Source organism: Bradyrhizobium betae, from assembly GCF_004123905.1.
GTDB lineage: Bacteria > Pseudomonadota > Alphaproteobacteria > Rhizobiales > Xanthobacteraceae > Bradyrhizobium > Bradyrhizobium betae_A.
Genome location: NZ_MZXW01000015.1, coordinates 52710 through 66237 on the forward strand (window position 1 = coordinate 52710; position 13528 = coordinate 66237).

The following is a 13528-nucleotide window of genomic DNA, read 5'->3' on the forward strand; positions in this document are numbered from 1 at the left end:
GATGACATGATCGCCGCGCTGATCGAGCTGAAGCGAACCGGCGAGGAAGGGCTCGTGGCCCAATTGGCGAGCCAGCTCAGGGAGCTGATTGGAAGCGGCCGCATCGGCAGGGGCCGTGCGTTGCCGTCGAGCCGTCGGCTCGCGAGCGAGCTCGGTGTCTCCCGCAACACCGTCACCTACGCATTCGAGCAGCTTGCCGCCGAAGGATATCTGGCTGCGTCGCACGGGCGGCGCCCGGTCGTGACGGTCGACGGCGATGAGCGCATCGAAGCAGCAGGCGTCGCTACGCCGCATGTGCGCTCGGGCACGCCGCGGCTCTCCCCCTGGGCTTCGAGGCTCAAGCAGGCGGACTGGCCGATGTCCTATCAGGCGCCGATGAAGCCGTTGCGTCCGGGACATGGCGATGCAAGGGAGTTTCCGAACGAGATCTGGGCCCGCTGCCTGCGCCGCAGCGCTGTGCGCGCAGCCAAGCGCGAGCTCGGCCCCGTCAACCGGCCACGCCTGCGCGAGGCGCTCGCACAATATCTCGCGGCCAGCAGAGGCGTTCGCGCCACGGCGGACCAGATCCTGATCCTGCCGAGCGCGCAGGCCGCACTGACACTCATTGCAGCCGTGCTCATCACACCCGGTGAGGAGGTCTGGGTCGAGGATCCCGGCTATCCGGGCGCGGCGGCTGCGTTCCGCGCCTCCGGTGCGCGCGTGGGCGGCATCAGGCTGGACGAGGAGGGCATGCAGCGGATGCCGGGTGTCGCGGCCCCAAAACTGATCTTCATGACGCCATCGCACCAGCACCCGACCGGGCGGCTGATGTCGCTGACCCGCCGCATCGAATTTCTCAGGCTGGGCAAGCCGGGCAAGACCTGGATCGTGGAGGACGATTACGACGGCGAATTTCACTACGACAGCCGGCCGGTGCCGGCCTTGCAGGGGTTGGACGCCCATGGCCGCGTGTTCTATGTCGGCACCTTCGCGAAGGCGATGACCTCGGACATCCGGCTAGGCTATCTCGTCGTGCCGCCGGCGCTGGTCGGCGCTTTGGAGATTGCGCAACGGCATATCGGGCTGATCGCCGCCGCCCACATCCAGGAAGCGTTGGCCGAGTTCATTGCCGACGGGCATTTTCTCGCGCATCTGCGCCGGATGCGCCGGCTCTATCACGCGCGCCGCGATCATCTCGTCGAGGGACTGGAGCGCCATCTCGGCGAGGTGCTCGCGGTGGAAGTGCCCTCGGGCGGCATCCAGCTCGTGGCTCGTCTCAAACGTGGTCGCGCCGATCAGGCGGCGGTCAAGCGGCTGGGCGAGGCGGGCGTTGTGACTCGCGCGCTGTCCGGCCTGGCGCTGGAACGGCCGCGCGATCACGGCCTGCTGCTCGGCTTTGCGGCGTGGCGCGAGAACGAGATCAGCGCGGCCCTGCGGACGATGGCATCCTGCTTCTAGCGACCGCGCGTTCAGTCCGCCGCCTTCGTCACGATCCGGATCTCGGAGGTCAGTGTCCGGTGCACCGGGCACTTGTCGGCGATCTCCATGAGCCTCTTGCGCTGCTCGGCGTCGAGTGCGCCGTCCATCGCGATGTCGCGCTCGATTTGGTCGAGCATGCCATCGCGCGTCTCGCATTCCGCGCAGTCCTTGGCGTAGATTTTTGAATGCTTCAGCGTGACGGTGACGCGGTCGAGCGGCAGCGATTTTCGGTCGGCATAAAGGCGCATGGTCATGGAGGTGCAGGCGCCGAGCCCTGCGAGCAGGAAGTCATAGGGGCCGGAACCGGCATCTTCGCCGCCGGCCGCGACCGGCTCGTCCGCCACCAGATGATGCGGCCCGACGGTGATGATCTGGTTGAACTTGCTCTTGCGGGTCTCCTGCACCACGACCCTGCGCGGCTCCTCTACGACATCCGAGACTTTCGCTGACTTTGCGGTGTCGATGTAGCGGCCCGCCCAGGCGACGATCATTTCGGCTGCGTAGAGTGCATCGGCCGGCTTGCTCAGCAGGTGGTCGGCGTGGTCGAGCGAGACGAAGCTCTTGGGGTGCTTCGCCGCCACGAAAATCTTCGTCGCATTGTCGATGCCGACGGTGTCGTCGACCGGCGACTGCATCACCAGCAGCGCCTTGTGCAGCGCGGTGATGTCGTTCATCAACTCGTGCTCGGCGATGTCATCGAGGAATTCGCGCTTGATCCGGAACGGGCGTCCCGCGAGCGAGACTTCGACCTCACCCTGAGCGCGGATGGTGTCGATATGCTCCTTGAAGAGACCCGTGACGTGAGCTGGATCGGACGGTGCCGCGATGGTCGCGACCGCCTTGGCCTCGGGGATTCGTCCCGCTGCCGCGAGGATCGCGGCGCCACCGAGGCTGTGGCCGATCAGCAGCGACGGCGCCTTGCGTGTCGTGCGCAGATGATCGGCCGCGCGCACGAGATCGGCGACGTTGGAGGAGAACGTCGAATTGGCGAAATCACCCTCGCTGGAACCTAGCCCAGTGAAATCGAAGCGCAGCACCGCGATGCCTTTGGCGGCGAGCGCGACCGAGATACGCTTGGCCGCCAGGGTGTCCTTGCCGCAAGTGAAGCAATGCGCGAACAGCGCGTAGGCCGCGGGCTCGCTGTCCGGCAGTTCCAGCGCCGCCGCGAGTTGATGGCCGCCTTCGCCTGTGAATTGAAAGCGTTCCGTCGGCATGGGCTCCCCCGTTTCGTGTTTGAATCTAATCGTCCGAATAGCGCTGCTCGGCCCAGGGATCGCCGCGGTTATGGTAGCCGCGGACTTCCCAGAACCCCGGCGCGTCTTCGGTCAGGAACTCGATGGCCTGAAGCCATTTGGCGCTCTTCCAGAAGTACAGATGCGGCACGACGAGCCGCACCGGGCCGCCGTGCTCTTCCGTCAGCGGCTGGCCCGACCAGCTATGGGCGAGCAGCGCGTCCTCGGCGGCAAAGTCTTCCAGCGCGAGGTTGGTGGTGTAGCCATCATACGAATGCAGCACCACGAAGCGCGCATCCTCGCGCGGCTGGCAGGCCGCGAGCAGCTCGCGCGTCGCGAGTCCTTCCCACTGATTGTCGTAGCGCGACCAGGTCGTCACGCAATGAATGTCGGAGGTGAACTGCGACTGCTTCTGCGCGGTGAACTCGGCAAAAGTCCAGAACACGGGATTTTCGATCGCACCGTAGACGTCGAGCCTCCAGCGCTCGTGCGAGACCGGCGGCATGACCCCGAGGTCGAGCACTGGCCAATCCTTGGTCAGGTGCTGGCCCGGCGGGAGGCGCTGGTCCTCTGCGCGTGCGATCTTGCCGGTGAGAAAGCGGCCCTCGCGCGCCCACTTTTCCTTGGAGCGTGTCAGTTTGCTGTCGGACGGCGTTTCGTCAACCATGAAGCTACTCGTGGCGATGCATCGCGGAGGCGTGCTTGGTGTCGCGCATGGTGGAATAGATGATCAGTGACAGGCAGATGACGCCGGCAAGATAATAGTAGAACCATTCCTCGTGCCCGATGCTCTTGAAATAGAGCGCGATCGCCGGCGCCGTGCCGCCGAAGATCGAGACCGTAATCGCGTAGGGCAGGCCGACGCCGAGCGCACGGACATTGGTCGGGAACAGCTCGGCTTTCACCACCGCGTTGATCGAGGTGTAGCCCGCGACGAACAGCCACGCGCAGCAGATCAGGATGAAGGCCATGAACGGCGACTTCGTCTCCTTCAGCGTCATCAGCAGCGGCACGGTCGCAAGCGTGCCGGCCACGCCGAAGAAGATCAGCAGCGGCTTGCGGCCGATCCTGTCGGAGATGGCGCCATAGATCGGCTGGAGGACGGTCGCGAAAATCAGCGTGCCGAAGATGACGAAGGTGGTCTGGTCCTCGGTCAGCCCGACCGAGAGTTTCACAAACGTCTGCATGTAGGTGGTGAAGGTGTAGAATGCCGCGGTGCCGCCGGCGGTGAGACCCACGACCAGGAGCAGCTCACGTGGATAGCGCAGCAAATTGGTGATCGAGCCGGTCGGCTTCACCACCTTCTTGGCTTCTTCGAAAGCCTCGGTCTCGTGCAGATTGCGCCGCATCACCGCGGCAAAGATCGCGAGAGCCGCGCCGATCGCAAACGGGATGCGCCAGCCCCAGGCCTTCAGCTCCTCGGGCGTCAGGAAGACCTTTTGCAGGAGCAGCAGCACGATGATGGCGGTGAGCTGGCCGCCGATCAGCGTGACGTATTGGAAGCTTGAATAGAAGCCGCGGTGCTTGGGATCGGCGACCTCGCTCAGATAAGTGGCGCTGGCGCCATATTCACCGCCGAGGCTCAGGCCTTCGATCATACGGGCCAGCGCCAGGATCACCGGCGCGGCAAAGCCGATCGTGGCATAGGTCGGCGTCAGCGCGATGATCAGCGAGCCGAAGCACATAAACACGACCGACAGCGTCAGCGAGATGCGCCGGCCGAAATGATCGGCGATATAGCCGAACAGCCAGCCGCCCAGCGGACGCATCAGGAAGGTCGCAGCGAACACCACGGCGACGTTCAATTGCTGCACCACGGGATCGCTGCCGGGGAAGAAGGCAGGAGCGAAATAGAGCGCAAACGCCGTATAGGCGTAGAAGTCATACCATTCGACGAGATTGCCGATCGAGCCGATGAAGATCGCCCTGATCCGGCGCTTGGCGTCGGCGATGTCGATGTGGTCGGAGGCCGGTTGGGTTGCTTGCTCAGTCACGTCCGGCCTCTCCGCATGATTGGAAAGGCCTACATCGCCTTTCCGAGCAGAAATGGCAACTGGCGGGGGCCTCTGACCGTGCCTTGTGACCATGTCACGGTGCCTGCCGGATCGAGGGCGAAGTTCGGAATCCGCTTCAGCCATTCCTCCAGCGCAACCTGCATCTCCATCCGCGCCAGGTTGGAACCGACGCAGCGGTGGATGCCGAGGCCGAAGGCGGCGTGGCGGTTCTCCCGGCGGTCGATCACGACTTTGTCAGCGTCTGGAAACATCCTGGGGTCGCGGTTGGCGGCCGGGAAGGACAGCAGCACCATGTTGCCCGCCTTGACCGGGCAGCCCGAGATCGTGGTTTCCTTGACCACCTCGCGCGCCATCGTCACCGGTGAATAGGCGCGCAGCAGCTCTTCCACGGCGGTCGGGATCAGCCCGGGTTCGGCGATCAGCCGCTCGCGGTCGGCCGGGGTCTTTGCGAGATGCCAGAGCGAGGAGCCGATCGCGCTCCAGGTGGTGTCGATGCCGGCGATCAAGAGCAGCCGCAGCGAGCCGAGCACGTGGGATTCCTCGAGCGGGTTGCCCTCCTTGTCCTTCGCATTCATGAGATAAGAGATGAGGTCGTCGGTCGGCTTTGTCCTGCGTTCCTCGATATGCGTCCTGAAATAGGCGCTCATCTCCTGCACGGCCTGGAGCAGCTTGCTCTCGTCCTTGATGCCGAGCTCGAGGATCATGTGGATCCAGTTGATGAAAAGATCGCTGTCGCCCTCGGGGATGCCGAGCATGTGCGCAATGGCCTGAACCGGGATGTATTTGCTGTAGCGCGCGGCGGCGTCGACCTTGCCGTCGGCGATGAACCCGTCGATCAGCTCGTTGCAGATCGCGCGCATCCGCGGTTCCAGCTTCTTCATTGCATCCGGCGTGAACGGCGGCAGCAGCAATTGCTTGGCCGGCTTGTGCACGGGCGGGTCTGAGGTGATCGGCGGCGCCGCGTTCCGCGCGACCTCGGGCCGGACGTCGCGCACAATGATGCGGCGCGAGGAGAAGTGTTCGCTGTCGTTGGCGATCTCGCGCACGGCCTCATAGGTCGTCGGCATGTAGCACCCGAGGAAGCGCTCGGTGTGGACCACCGGGCTTGCGGCGCGTAGCTCCTCCCAGATCGGGAAAGGATCCTCCGTCCATTGCGGATCGGTGTGGTCGAAATCGTGGACCCAGTCGGTGACCGGCGGATGGGCGGCGGGCTGGCTGACGTCGGACATTTCGAATCCCTTGAGGCTCGTGTTCGCTGAAAGCACCTGGGGCGGCAGAAGCCGCACTACTCCTCGATCACATCGATCGCGATTTCCGGGCAATTGGATTTGGCAAGCCAGGCCTTGTCTTCGAGACCGGGCGGTACAGTGCCGTCGCCGGCTTCGTGGGCGTTGCCGTATTCGTCCAGCTCGAACAGCTCCGGCGCCAGCGCCTTGCAGCGCGCGTGGCCCTGGCATTTGTCGGGATCGACGTGAACCCTCAGTCGCTCTGTCATCGCGGCTTCCTTGGTCGTGTGCGCGGGGCCCGAAGGGCGGCGCGTTCCTCATGTGGTTTTTATATAAGTTATATCCTATTACATTCGCGACAGGCTTCCCCTGTCAAGCGCAAACTTATAGGCTCGGGCCGAGATGCGTTCACAACTTGCCCGTAAGCCTGCGAACACCTACCACCATGGCGATCTCCGCGACGCCCTGATCAAGGCCGCCTTGCGCGAAGCCGAGCGGGGCGGGGCTGAGGCGATCAGCATCAAGGCGCTGGCAAAGCAGCTCGGCGTCTCGCAGCCGGCGCCGTATCGGCATTTCGTCGACCGTGATGCGCTGCTAACGGCGGTGACGGCGGAGGCGTTCCGGCAGCTGAGTGCACTTCTGCGCGAGGCGATGGCGAAGCCGTCGAAGCAATCAAAGCTGTCGCGGCTGGCACAGGCGACGCTTGAATTCGGCCTACGCCGCAACGGCATCTATCGCCTGATGTTCGCGTCCCGCACCGTGTCATGCGCGGCCAAAGGCAGCGAGCTGCATGAGGCCACGCGCGAAACTTTTGGGCTTGTGATCGAAGCGTTGGAAGCGCCCGCGGTCGGTTTCTTGCGCGAGCGGCAAGCGCTCAAGATCTGGGCGGCGCTGCACGGCGTGGTGATGCTGGCCGAGCAGGGCCTGTTCACCGGTGAGGCCGCACATGCCACGCGCGAGGAGCTGGTCGAGGATTTCGTCAACGAGACGAAGGCTGCGCTCGCGGTTGCGATCAAGGACGTGCGGCGACGAAAAAAAGTCGACGCTTAAGCTTTCGCTTTCAGCAGTCTCATCAGCTTGTTGACCGCGCTGTCCGGGGTTGTCACGACAGGGCGACCGGTGGCCTCGGCGACCAGCGGTGCGGTGGCCGCGATGCTGAATTGCGCGAGCGCGATGACGTCGCAATCGCGCAGGTCCTTTGACGCCTCGACAATCAGCCTGTCGTGCGTGGCGCGGTCACCGCGGTCGAGTGCGGCCAGCGCGCCGTCGGCAAGCTTTGGCACCACCTGGACGGAGGCCGGAAACTCCGGCGGCATCGAGGCCAGCGTCGGCGGGAAGGTCGAGAGCAGCCCGATCTTTTTGCCCATGGTCACCGCCCGCTCGATCATCGCCTCGTTCGGCTTGAGCACCGGCATCGGCGCATGCGCCCGCGCGACCGCCTCGATGCAGGGGCCGAAGGCCGAGCAGGTGAACAGGATCGAGTCCGCCCCCGTTGCTGCCGCATAATCGCCAAGCGCAAGGAAGCGCTCGGTCATGGTGTCGTTGAGCGCACCGTCGCGCGCCAGATCCGCCGACAGGCTATCGTCGAGCAGGTTCATCAGCCGCGCCTCCGGCCACGCCGTCGCGAATGCCGCCTCGATCGGAGCGATGGAGTGCTTGAGGGCGTGGATGAGGGCGATGCGAGGGGGCGTCGTCATTGAATGTGGCTACCTGGCAGGTCTCGTGCCCCGGACGCAGTGCAATGCGTAGCATTGCGCTGCAGAGCCGGGGCCCATTTTGGCCGCTGGGTCCCGGCTCTGCGGAGCAGCGTTGCGCGCCGCACCGCGTCCGGGACACGAGAGATGTTTACTTGAACGGCACGGCGTACATCAAGCCGCCCTTGCTCCAGAGGCCGTTGAGGCCGCGCTCGAGCTTAAGCGGGCTCGCCTTGCCGACATTGCGCTCGTAGATCTCGCCGTAATTGCCGGTGGCCTTGATCGCCGTGACCAGCCATTTGTTGTCGAGCCCAAGCCGCGAGCCGAGATCGCCGGATGCGCCGAGCAGCCGCTGGATCGCGGGCGTCTGCGACTTCGCCATCTCGTCGACATTGGCTTGCGTCACGCCGAGCTCCTCGGCCTCGATCAGGCCGTAATGCAACCAGGTGATGATGTCGCTCCAGACCTCGTCGCCGTTGCGGGTGAAGGGCCCGAGCGGCTCCTTGCTGATGGTCTGCGGCAGCACGACGTAGTCCGCCGGATTCGGCGCAGCCGTGGTCACGGCACCGGCGAGCGCGGAGGCGTCCTGGGTCATGGCATCGCAGCGGCCGCCGAAGAAGGTCTGGTACATGGTGTCGACGCGGTCGAACACCAGCGGCTTCCAGTCGATGCCGTTGGCGCGGCCGTAATCGCCGAGCGTGACCTCATGCGTGGTGCCCTGCGCGACGCAGACGGTCGCGCCCTTGAGGTCCTTGATCTCCTTCACGCCGAGATCCTTCTTCACGACAAAACCCTGGCCGTCGTAGAAGTTGATGGGCCCCTGGCGCAGGCCCAGCGTGACGCCGCGCAGATAGGTCTGCGTCGAGTTGCGGTAGAGCACGTCGATCTCGCCCGACTGAAGCGCGGTGAAGCGGTTCTGCGCGGTCAGCGAGACATAGCGCACCTTGCTGGCATCGCCGAGCACGCCGGCCGCGAGCGCGCGGCAATAGTCGACGTCGAGACCCTTGTAATTGCCTTGCGAGTCCGGCGCGGAGAAGCCGGCAAAGCCGGCGCTGACGCCGCACACCAGCGTGCCACGGCCCTTGACCGTGTCGAGCGTCGCTGCCGACGCAGCAACCGTCGATGCCGCGAGCACGCCCGCCGCGATAATTACTTTCCTCATCATCCTACTCTCCCCTCAGTGATTGACACTACGCAACACCTTGTCGACGGCCGTGCCGAGCTTGTCGACGATCAGGTCGATCTCTTCAGTCGAAGCGATATAGGGCGGCGCCAGCAGCACATGGTCGCCGCGGACGCCGTCCACGGTGCCGCCGCCGGGATAGCAACCAAGCCCGTTGGCAAAAGCTTCCGCCTTGATCTTCTGGTTCAGCTTGAGCGCGGGATCGAACGAGGTGCGCGTCGCCCGATCGGCGACGAGTTCGATCGCCCAGAACAACCCGCGTCCCCTGATGTCGCCGACATGGCGGTGATTGCCGAAGCGCTCGGTCAGCCGCTGCTCGAGCTGTCGTCCGCGCTCCTTGACGCGATCGAGCAGGCCGTCCTCCCGGATCACGTCCTGCACCGCGAGCGCGGCTGCGCAGGCGAGGGGGTGCGCGAGATAGGTGTGGCCGTGCTGGAAGGCGCCAGAGCCTGAGCGGATGGTGTCGATGATCTTGCCGCTTGCGAGCATCGCGCCGATCGGCTGGTAGCCGCCACCGAGCCCCTTTGCGATCGCCTGGATGTCGGGCGCGATTCCTTCCTGCTCCCAGGCGTGCGTCGTGCCGGTGCGGCCCATTCCGCTCATGACCTCGTCGAGAATGAGCAGCGCACCGTGGCGGTCGCAGATCTCGCGCATCGCCTTGAAGTAGCCATCCGGTGCCGTCACCGCGCCGGCGGTGGCGCCGACCACGGGCTCGGCGAGGAATGCTGCGACCGTGTTGGGACCGAGCCGCTGAAACTCGGCTTCGAGTTCGGCAGCGAGCCGCGCCACAAATTGCGCATCGGATTCTCCGTCGCGCTTCTCGTGATAGGCAAAGGCGGGCGTCACATGGCTGAACGCCTCGGAGAGCAGCGGCGCATATGGCGCGCGGCGCCATGCATTGCCGCCGGCGGCGAGCGCGCCAAGCGTGTTGCCGTGATAGCTCTGCCGCCGTGCGATGAAATGCTGACGCTGCGGCTCGCCGCGCTCGATGAAATATTGTCGCGCGAGCTTGATGCTGGCTTCGATCGCCTCCGATCCGCCGCTGACGAAATAGGCGTAGGCGAGACCGCCGGGCTCGTGCCCGACCAGCCTCTCGGCCAGCGCTTCCGCGGGCTCGGACGAGAAGAACGCCGTGTGCGCATACGCGAGCGTCGAAGCCTGCTTCGCCATCGCCGCGATCACGCGCGGATGCTGATGGCCAAGGCAGGAGACCGCGGCTCCACCGGAGGCGTCGATGATGCGCCGCCCGTCCTCGGCGAAGAGATAGACGCCCTCGCCGCCGATCGCCTTGGGTGGCGTTTCGCGGAGCGATCGATGCAGCACGCGGCTGGTGCGAGTGCTCATGGGTCAACCTTTCTCTGTGACGTAGGTGGAGGCTGCGGTGAGCCGCGCCTCGGTATTTTCCAGGCGCTTCTTCGCGGCCGGGCCGCCGAGCGAGAATGTCACCGCAGCAAGCGCCTGCGCGATCGCGATGGCACCGGTGAGGCTCGGGAAGAAGCCGGGGGAGGAGGCCGCCTCGAACAGCAGCACGTGGTCGGCGCCCTCGGCCATCGGTGCCGAGAGGCTGTCCGCGATCGCGATCAGCGTTGCGCCGGCGCGATGCGCGGCTTGCGCGACGCGGACGCTCGCGTGGGTGTAGGGCAGGAAGCCGATAACGATGACGGCTTCGCCGGCCCGGAACGCGCCGAGGTCGAGATCATCAGGGCCGGATGTGCCGACGAGTTGCACCTGTTCGGGGCGGAACAGCCGGAGCTCGTAGTTCAGCAGCTCCGCGACGCTACGACAGCTGCGATAGCCAGCAATCCAGATCCGCTTGGCGTCGTGCAACACGCGGGCAGCATCCACGATCGGGGAGGCCGGGATACGCGGAAGACCGGCAGCTTCGGCCTCGAGCTTGTCGGTGACGAGCGCGACATCCGCGTTCGGACCGTGGCGGCGGCTTTTGGCGCGGCCGGAGAAGGGCGAGGTCTGCGACGGCCGCCGCGCTTCCGTCAGCGCCGCGCGCAGTTCGTCCCAGCCGGAATAGCCGATCGCCTTGGCAAGCCGTGTGAAGGCGGCGGGATCGGCGCCGGCTTCTGCCGCGAGATCGCGCATCGAACGGGTGGTGGCGTCGTAATCATTGGCGGCGACGAAGCGGCCGACCTCCTGCAGACGCAGGGGCAGCGATGGCAATGCAATGCGCAGTTCGCTCAGCGGCGAGGATTTCGCGGGCTCGGCCATGAAACATTTGTTGCATGAAATGGAGTTCGGTGCAACAGTTGACGTGCGCCGCCGGAAATCGCTGCATTTCAACAAGGATTTTTGTGCTGTGACCGCCGATCACCCCAGACCGCCGCCGCGCCGCCGCTTCTTCGCGATCGGGCGCAACGAATTGAAAGGCCTGTTCTGGCAGGTCCTGGTCGTCGGGATCGTAGCCGGGGTCGTCGTCTTCCTCTGGTCCAATACTGTCACCAATCTCTCCGCCCGCCGCATCACGACCGGCTTTGCCTTCCTCGGCCGCGAGGCCGGCATGCCCATTGCCGACAGTCTGCTCGCCTACAATCCGAGAGATAGCTACCTCTGGGCCTTCATTGTCGGCATCGCCAACACCTTGCGCGTCGCCGTGATCGGCATCGTGCTCGCGACCATTTTGGGTACGCTGATCGGCATCTCGCGGCTTTCGGCGAACTGGTTGCTGTCGCGGCTTGCTGCCGTCTATGTCGAAACGCTGCGCGACATCCCGCTGCTGCTTCAGCTGCTGTTTTGGTACGTGCTGATGCAGGCGCTGCCGGCCGCGCGCGCGGCCTGGCGGCCGATGGAGGGAGTCTTCCTGTCCAACCGCGGCCTGATCCTGCCGGCGATTCCGCTCGGGCCGATGCAGCTTTGGGTGCTCGGCGCCGCCGTTCTGGGCTGTGCGGCGTTCTATGTCATCCGGCGACGGCTGATCGTCCAGCAGATGCGCGACGGCAAGCCGCGGCCGGCCTGGCCCTTTGCGCTCGGCCTCGTCGTCATGCTTCCGGCGGCGGTGTCGTTGCTGCTTGGCGTGTCCTGGACGATCGAATGGCCCGAGTTGCGCGGTTTCAACTTCGTCGGCGGGCTGACGCTTGCGCCGGAATATTTTGCGTTGCTGATCGCGCTCGTCACCTACACTTCGGCCTTCATCGCCGAGATCGTGCGCAGCGGCATCCAGTCGGTGCCGCGCGGGCAATGGGATGCCGCCAACGCGCTCGGCCTGCGCCGCAGCTTCATGCTGCGGCAGATCATCTTGCCGCAGGCGCTGCGGGTGATCGTGCCGCCGATGACGAGCCAGTATCTCAACCTGACCAAGAACTCCTCGCTCGCGGTCGCGATCGGCTACCAGGACGTGGTCTCGGTCGCCAACACCACGTTGAACCAGACCGGGCAGGCGATCGAGGCGATCGCGCTGATCATGGCGGTGTTTTTGACCATCAGCCTCGGCATCAGCTTCTTCATGAACTGGTACAATTCGCGCATCGCGCTGGTGGAGCGCTGAGCATGACAGCGATCACGGACATTCCCGACGCACCGCGCGCCGCCCGTCGTCCGCAGATAAGCAACCCGGTGCTGCGCTGGCTGCGCGCCAATCTGTTCTCGTCGATCCCCAACGGCATCCTCTCGGTCGTGCTGCTGGCAATCCTGGCCAAGGGCGTTTTCAGCTTCGTGCAATGGGGGATTGCCAACGCAGTCTGGTTGACGCCGGCGAACGATTCCAGCGCCTGCCGCGCGGTACGCGGCGTCGGCGCCTGCTGGGCGATCATTCCGGAAAAATACCGCTTCATTCTGTTCGGCACTTATCCGTTCGACGAGCAGTGGCGGCCGGCGCTGGCGGTCGTGCTGTTCATCGCGCTGTTCTATCTCTCGACCCGCCGTGCCTTCTGGCGGCGCGAACTGGTCTATCTCTGGATCGGCGCGCTGGCGCTGATCAGCGCGCTGATGTGGGGCGGGGTGTTCGGGCTCTCCTTCGTCTCGCAGGACCGCTGGGGCGGACTGCCGGTGACGCTGATCCTGGCGACATTCGGATTGGCATGCGGCTTCCCGCTCGGCATCCTCGTCGCACTCGGCCGACGTTCGACATTGCCGGCGATTCGCTCGCTCAGCGTGCTCTATGTCGAACTGATCCGCGGCGTGCCGCTGGTGAGCCTGCTGTTCATGGCGAGCGTGATGTTCCCGCTGTTCATGCCCAGTGGATTCAATATCGACAAGCTGCTGCGCGCACAGATCGCGATCATCCTGTTCGCGGGCGCTTATCTTGCCGAAGTCATCCGCGGCGGCCTTCAGGCCGTACCGCGCGGGCAGTATGAGGCGGCCGATGCGCTGGGGCTGTCGTACTGGCGCAAGCACCGGCTGATCGTCCTGCCGCAAGCGATCCGCCACGTCATCCCGCCGCTGGTCAACACCTTCATTGCCTTCTTCAAGGACACCAGCCTCGTGCTGATCATCGGCATCTTCGACCTGCTGACGACGGCCAAGACCGCGATCATCGATCCGGCCTGGCAGCAGTTTTCGGTCGAGGTCTACATCTTCGTCGCGGCGATCTATTTTGTCTTCTGCTTCGCGATGTCGCGGTATAGCCGAAGCCTCGAGGCTACGAGCGGAAGGTGAGTATCTCGTGTCCCGGACAAGGTGCGGCGCGTGAGCGCTGCACCGCAGAGCCGGGACCCAGGAGATGCACGGGAAGTCGTTGTAACATGGCCCCGGCTCTGCAGCGCACCGCCGAAGT

Annotated in this window: 13 protein-coding genes; 4 read left to right on the forward strand and 9 right to left on the reverse strand. The window is 65.2% G+C overall.

Annotated features, from left to right (window positions below; genetic code table 11):
* Positions 1–6: 6 nt before the first annotated feature.
* Complete coding sequence (locus tag B5V03_RS08125; protein WP_206736134.1) at positions 7–1437, forward strand: PLP-dependent aminotransferase family protein; 1431 nt, start codon at positions 7–9, stop codon at positions 1435–1437.
* A gap of 11 nt (positions 1438–1448) precedes the next feature.
* Here the strand turns inward: B5V03_RS08125 and B5V03_RS08130 are convergent, their stop codons facing one another.
* Genes B5V03_RS08130 through B5V03_RS08150 form a run of 5 tightly spaced genes read right to left on the reverse strand, consistent with a single transcriptional unit; the run spans position 1449 to position 6200 of the window.
* Positions 1449–2672: a bifunctional alpha/beta hydrolase/OsmC family protein gene (locus B5V03_RS08130; protein WP_129268949.1), complete on the reverse strand. Its 1224-nt coding sequence runs from the start codon at positions 2670–2672 to the stop codon at positions 1449–1451.
* Between the two features lie 25 nt (positions 2673–2697).
* On the reverse strand, positions 2698–3357 hold the full coding sequence (locus B5V03_RS08135) for a sulfite oxidase-like oxidoreductase (RefSeq protein WP_129268951.1): 660 nt from the start codon (positions 3355–3357) through the stop codon (positions 2698–2700).
* Between the two features lie 4 nt (positions 3358–3361).
* Entirely contained in the window at positions 3362–4684 is a 1323-nt protein-coding gene (locus B5V03_RS08140) for an MFS transporter (RefSeq protein ID WP_129268953.1), read from the reverse strand.
* 29 nt (positions 4685–4713) lie between these two features.
* On the reverse strand, positions 4714–5934 hold the full coding sequence (locus B5V03_RS08145) for a cytochrome P450 (protein WP_129268955.1): 1221 nt from the start codon (positions 5932–5934) through the stop codon (positions 4714–4716).
* Between the two features lie 56 nt (positions 5935–5990).
* Positions 5991–6200 carry a ferredoxin gene (locus B5V03_RS08150; protein WP_007607931.1) on the reverse strand — a complete coding sequence of 70 codons (210 nt, stop codon included), beginning with the start codon at positions 6198–6200 and terminating at the stop codon, positions 5991–5993.
* A gap of 133 nt (positions 6201–6333) precedes the next feature.
* Between B5V03_RS08150 and B5V03_RS08155 the strand changes: the two genes are divergently transcribed.
* Complete coding sequence (locus B5V03_RS08155) at positions 6334–6981, forward strand: TetR/AcrR family transcriptional regulator (protein ID WP_129268957.1); 648 nt, start codon at positions 6334–6336, stop codon at positions 6979–6981.
* On the opposite strand, the gene B5V03_RS08160 is transcribed toward B5V03_RS08155, so the two are convergent.
* The 4 genes from B5V03_RS08160 to B5V03_RS08175 form a co-directional block, all read right to left on the reverse strand.
* Positions 6978–7628, reverse strand: coding sequence for an aspartate/glutamate racemase family protein (locus tag B5V03_RS08160; protein ID WP_129268959.1), 651 nt, complete (start codon positions 7626–7628; stop codon positions 6978–6980). The genes B5V03_RS08155 and B5V03_RS08160 overlap by 4 nt on opposite strands.
* Before the next feature lie 148 nt (positions 7629–7776).
* Positions 7777–8790: an amino acid ABC transporter substrate-binding protein gene (locus B5V03_RS08165; protein ID WP_129268961.1), complete on the reverse strand. Its 1014-nt coding sequence runs from the start codon at positions 8788–8790 to the stop codon at positions 7777–7779.
* Between the two features lie 12 nt (positions 8791–8802).
* Positions 8803–10152, reverse strand: a complete 1350-nt coding sequence (locus B5V03_RS08170; RefSeq protein WP_129268963.1) for an aspartate aminotransferase family protein — start codon at positions 10150–10152, stop codon at positions 8803–8805.
* A 3-nt stretch (positions 10153–10155) separates the two neighbouring features.
* Positions 10156–11028, reverse strand: coding sequence for a MurR/RpiR family transcriptional regulator (locus tag B5V03_RS08175; RefSeq protein ID WP_129268965.1), 873 nt, complete (start codon positions 11026–11028; stop codon positions 10156–10158).
* Between the two features lie 88 nt (positions 11029–11116).
* Here B5V03_RS08175 and B5V03_RS08180 point away from each other — a divergent pair, with 88 nt between their 5' ends.
* Together B5V03_RS08180 and B5V03_RS08185 are read left to right on the forward strand one after the other, a co-directional pair.
* Complete coding sequence (locus B5V03_RS08180) at positions 11117–12301, forward strand: amino acid ABC transporter permease (protein ID WP_129269679.1); 1185 nt, start codon at positions 11117–11119, stop codon at positions 12299–12301.
* A gap of 2 nt (positions 12302–12303) precedes the next feature.
* Positions 12304–13410 (forward strand): amino acid ABC transporter permease, encoded by a 1107-nt coding sequence (locus B5V03_RS08185; protein WP_129268967.1) that lies wholly within the window; start codon positions 12304–12306, stop codon positions 13408–13410.
* Positions 13411–13528: the final 118 nt, after the last annotated feature.

Bases quoted from the DNA above. Each gene is read 5' to 3' on its own strand.
- B5V03_RS08135 (WP_129268951.1), bottom strand. From the start codon at position 3,357: ATGGTTGACGAAACGCCGTCCGACAGCAAACTGACACGCTCCAAGGAA.
- B5V03_RS08175 (WP_129268965.1), bottom strand. From the start codon at position 11,028: ATGGCCGAGCCCGCGAAATCCTCGCCGCTGAGCGAACTGCGCATTGCA.
- B5V03_RS08185 (WP_129268967.1), top strand. From the start codon at position 12,304: ATGACAGCGATCACGGACATTCCCGACGCACCGCGCGCCGCCCGTCGT.
- B5V03_RS08125 (WP_206736134.1), top strand. From the start codon at position 7: ATGATCGCCGCGCTGATCGAGCTGAAGCGAACCGGCGAGGAAGGGCTC.
- B5V03_RS08145 (WP_129268955.1), bottom strand. From the start codon at position 5,934: ATGTCCGACGTCAGCCAGCCCGCCGCCCATCCGCCGGTCACCGACTGG.
- B5V03_RS08170 (WP_129268963.1), bottom strand. From the start codon at position 10,152: ATGAGCACTCGCACCAGCCGCGTGCTGCATCGATCGCTCCGCGAAACG.
- B5V03_RS08160 (WP_129268959.1), bottom strand. From the start codon at position 7,628: ATGACGACGCCCCCTCGCATCGCCCTCATCCACGCCCTCAAGCACTCC.
- B5V03_RS08165 (WP_129268961.1), bottom strand. From the start codon at position 8,790: ATGATGAGGAAAGTAATTATCGCGGCGGGCGTGCTCGCGGCATCGACG.
- B5V03_RS08130 (WP_129268949.1), bottom strand. From the start codon at position 2,672: ATGCCGACGGAACGCTTTCAATTCACAGGCGAAGGCGGCCATCAACTC.
- B5V03_RS08150 (WP_007607931.1), bottom strand. From the start codon at position 6,200: ATGACAGAGCGACTGAGGGTTCACGTCGATCCCGACAAATGCCAGGGC.
- B5V03_RS08155 (WP_129268957.1), top strand. From the start codon at position 6,334: ATGCGTTCACAACTTGCCCGTAAGCCTGCGAACACCTACCACCATGGC.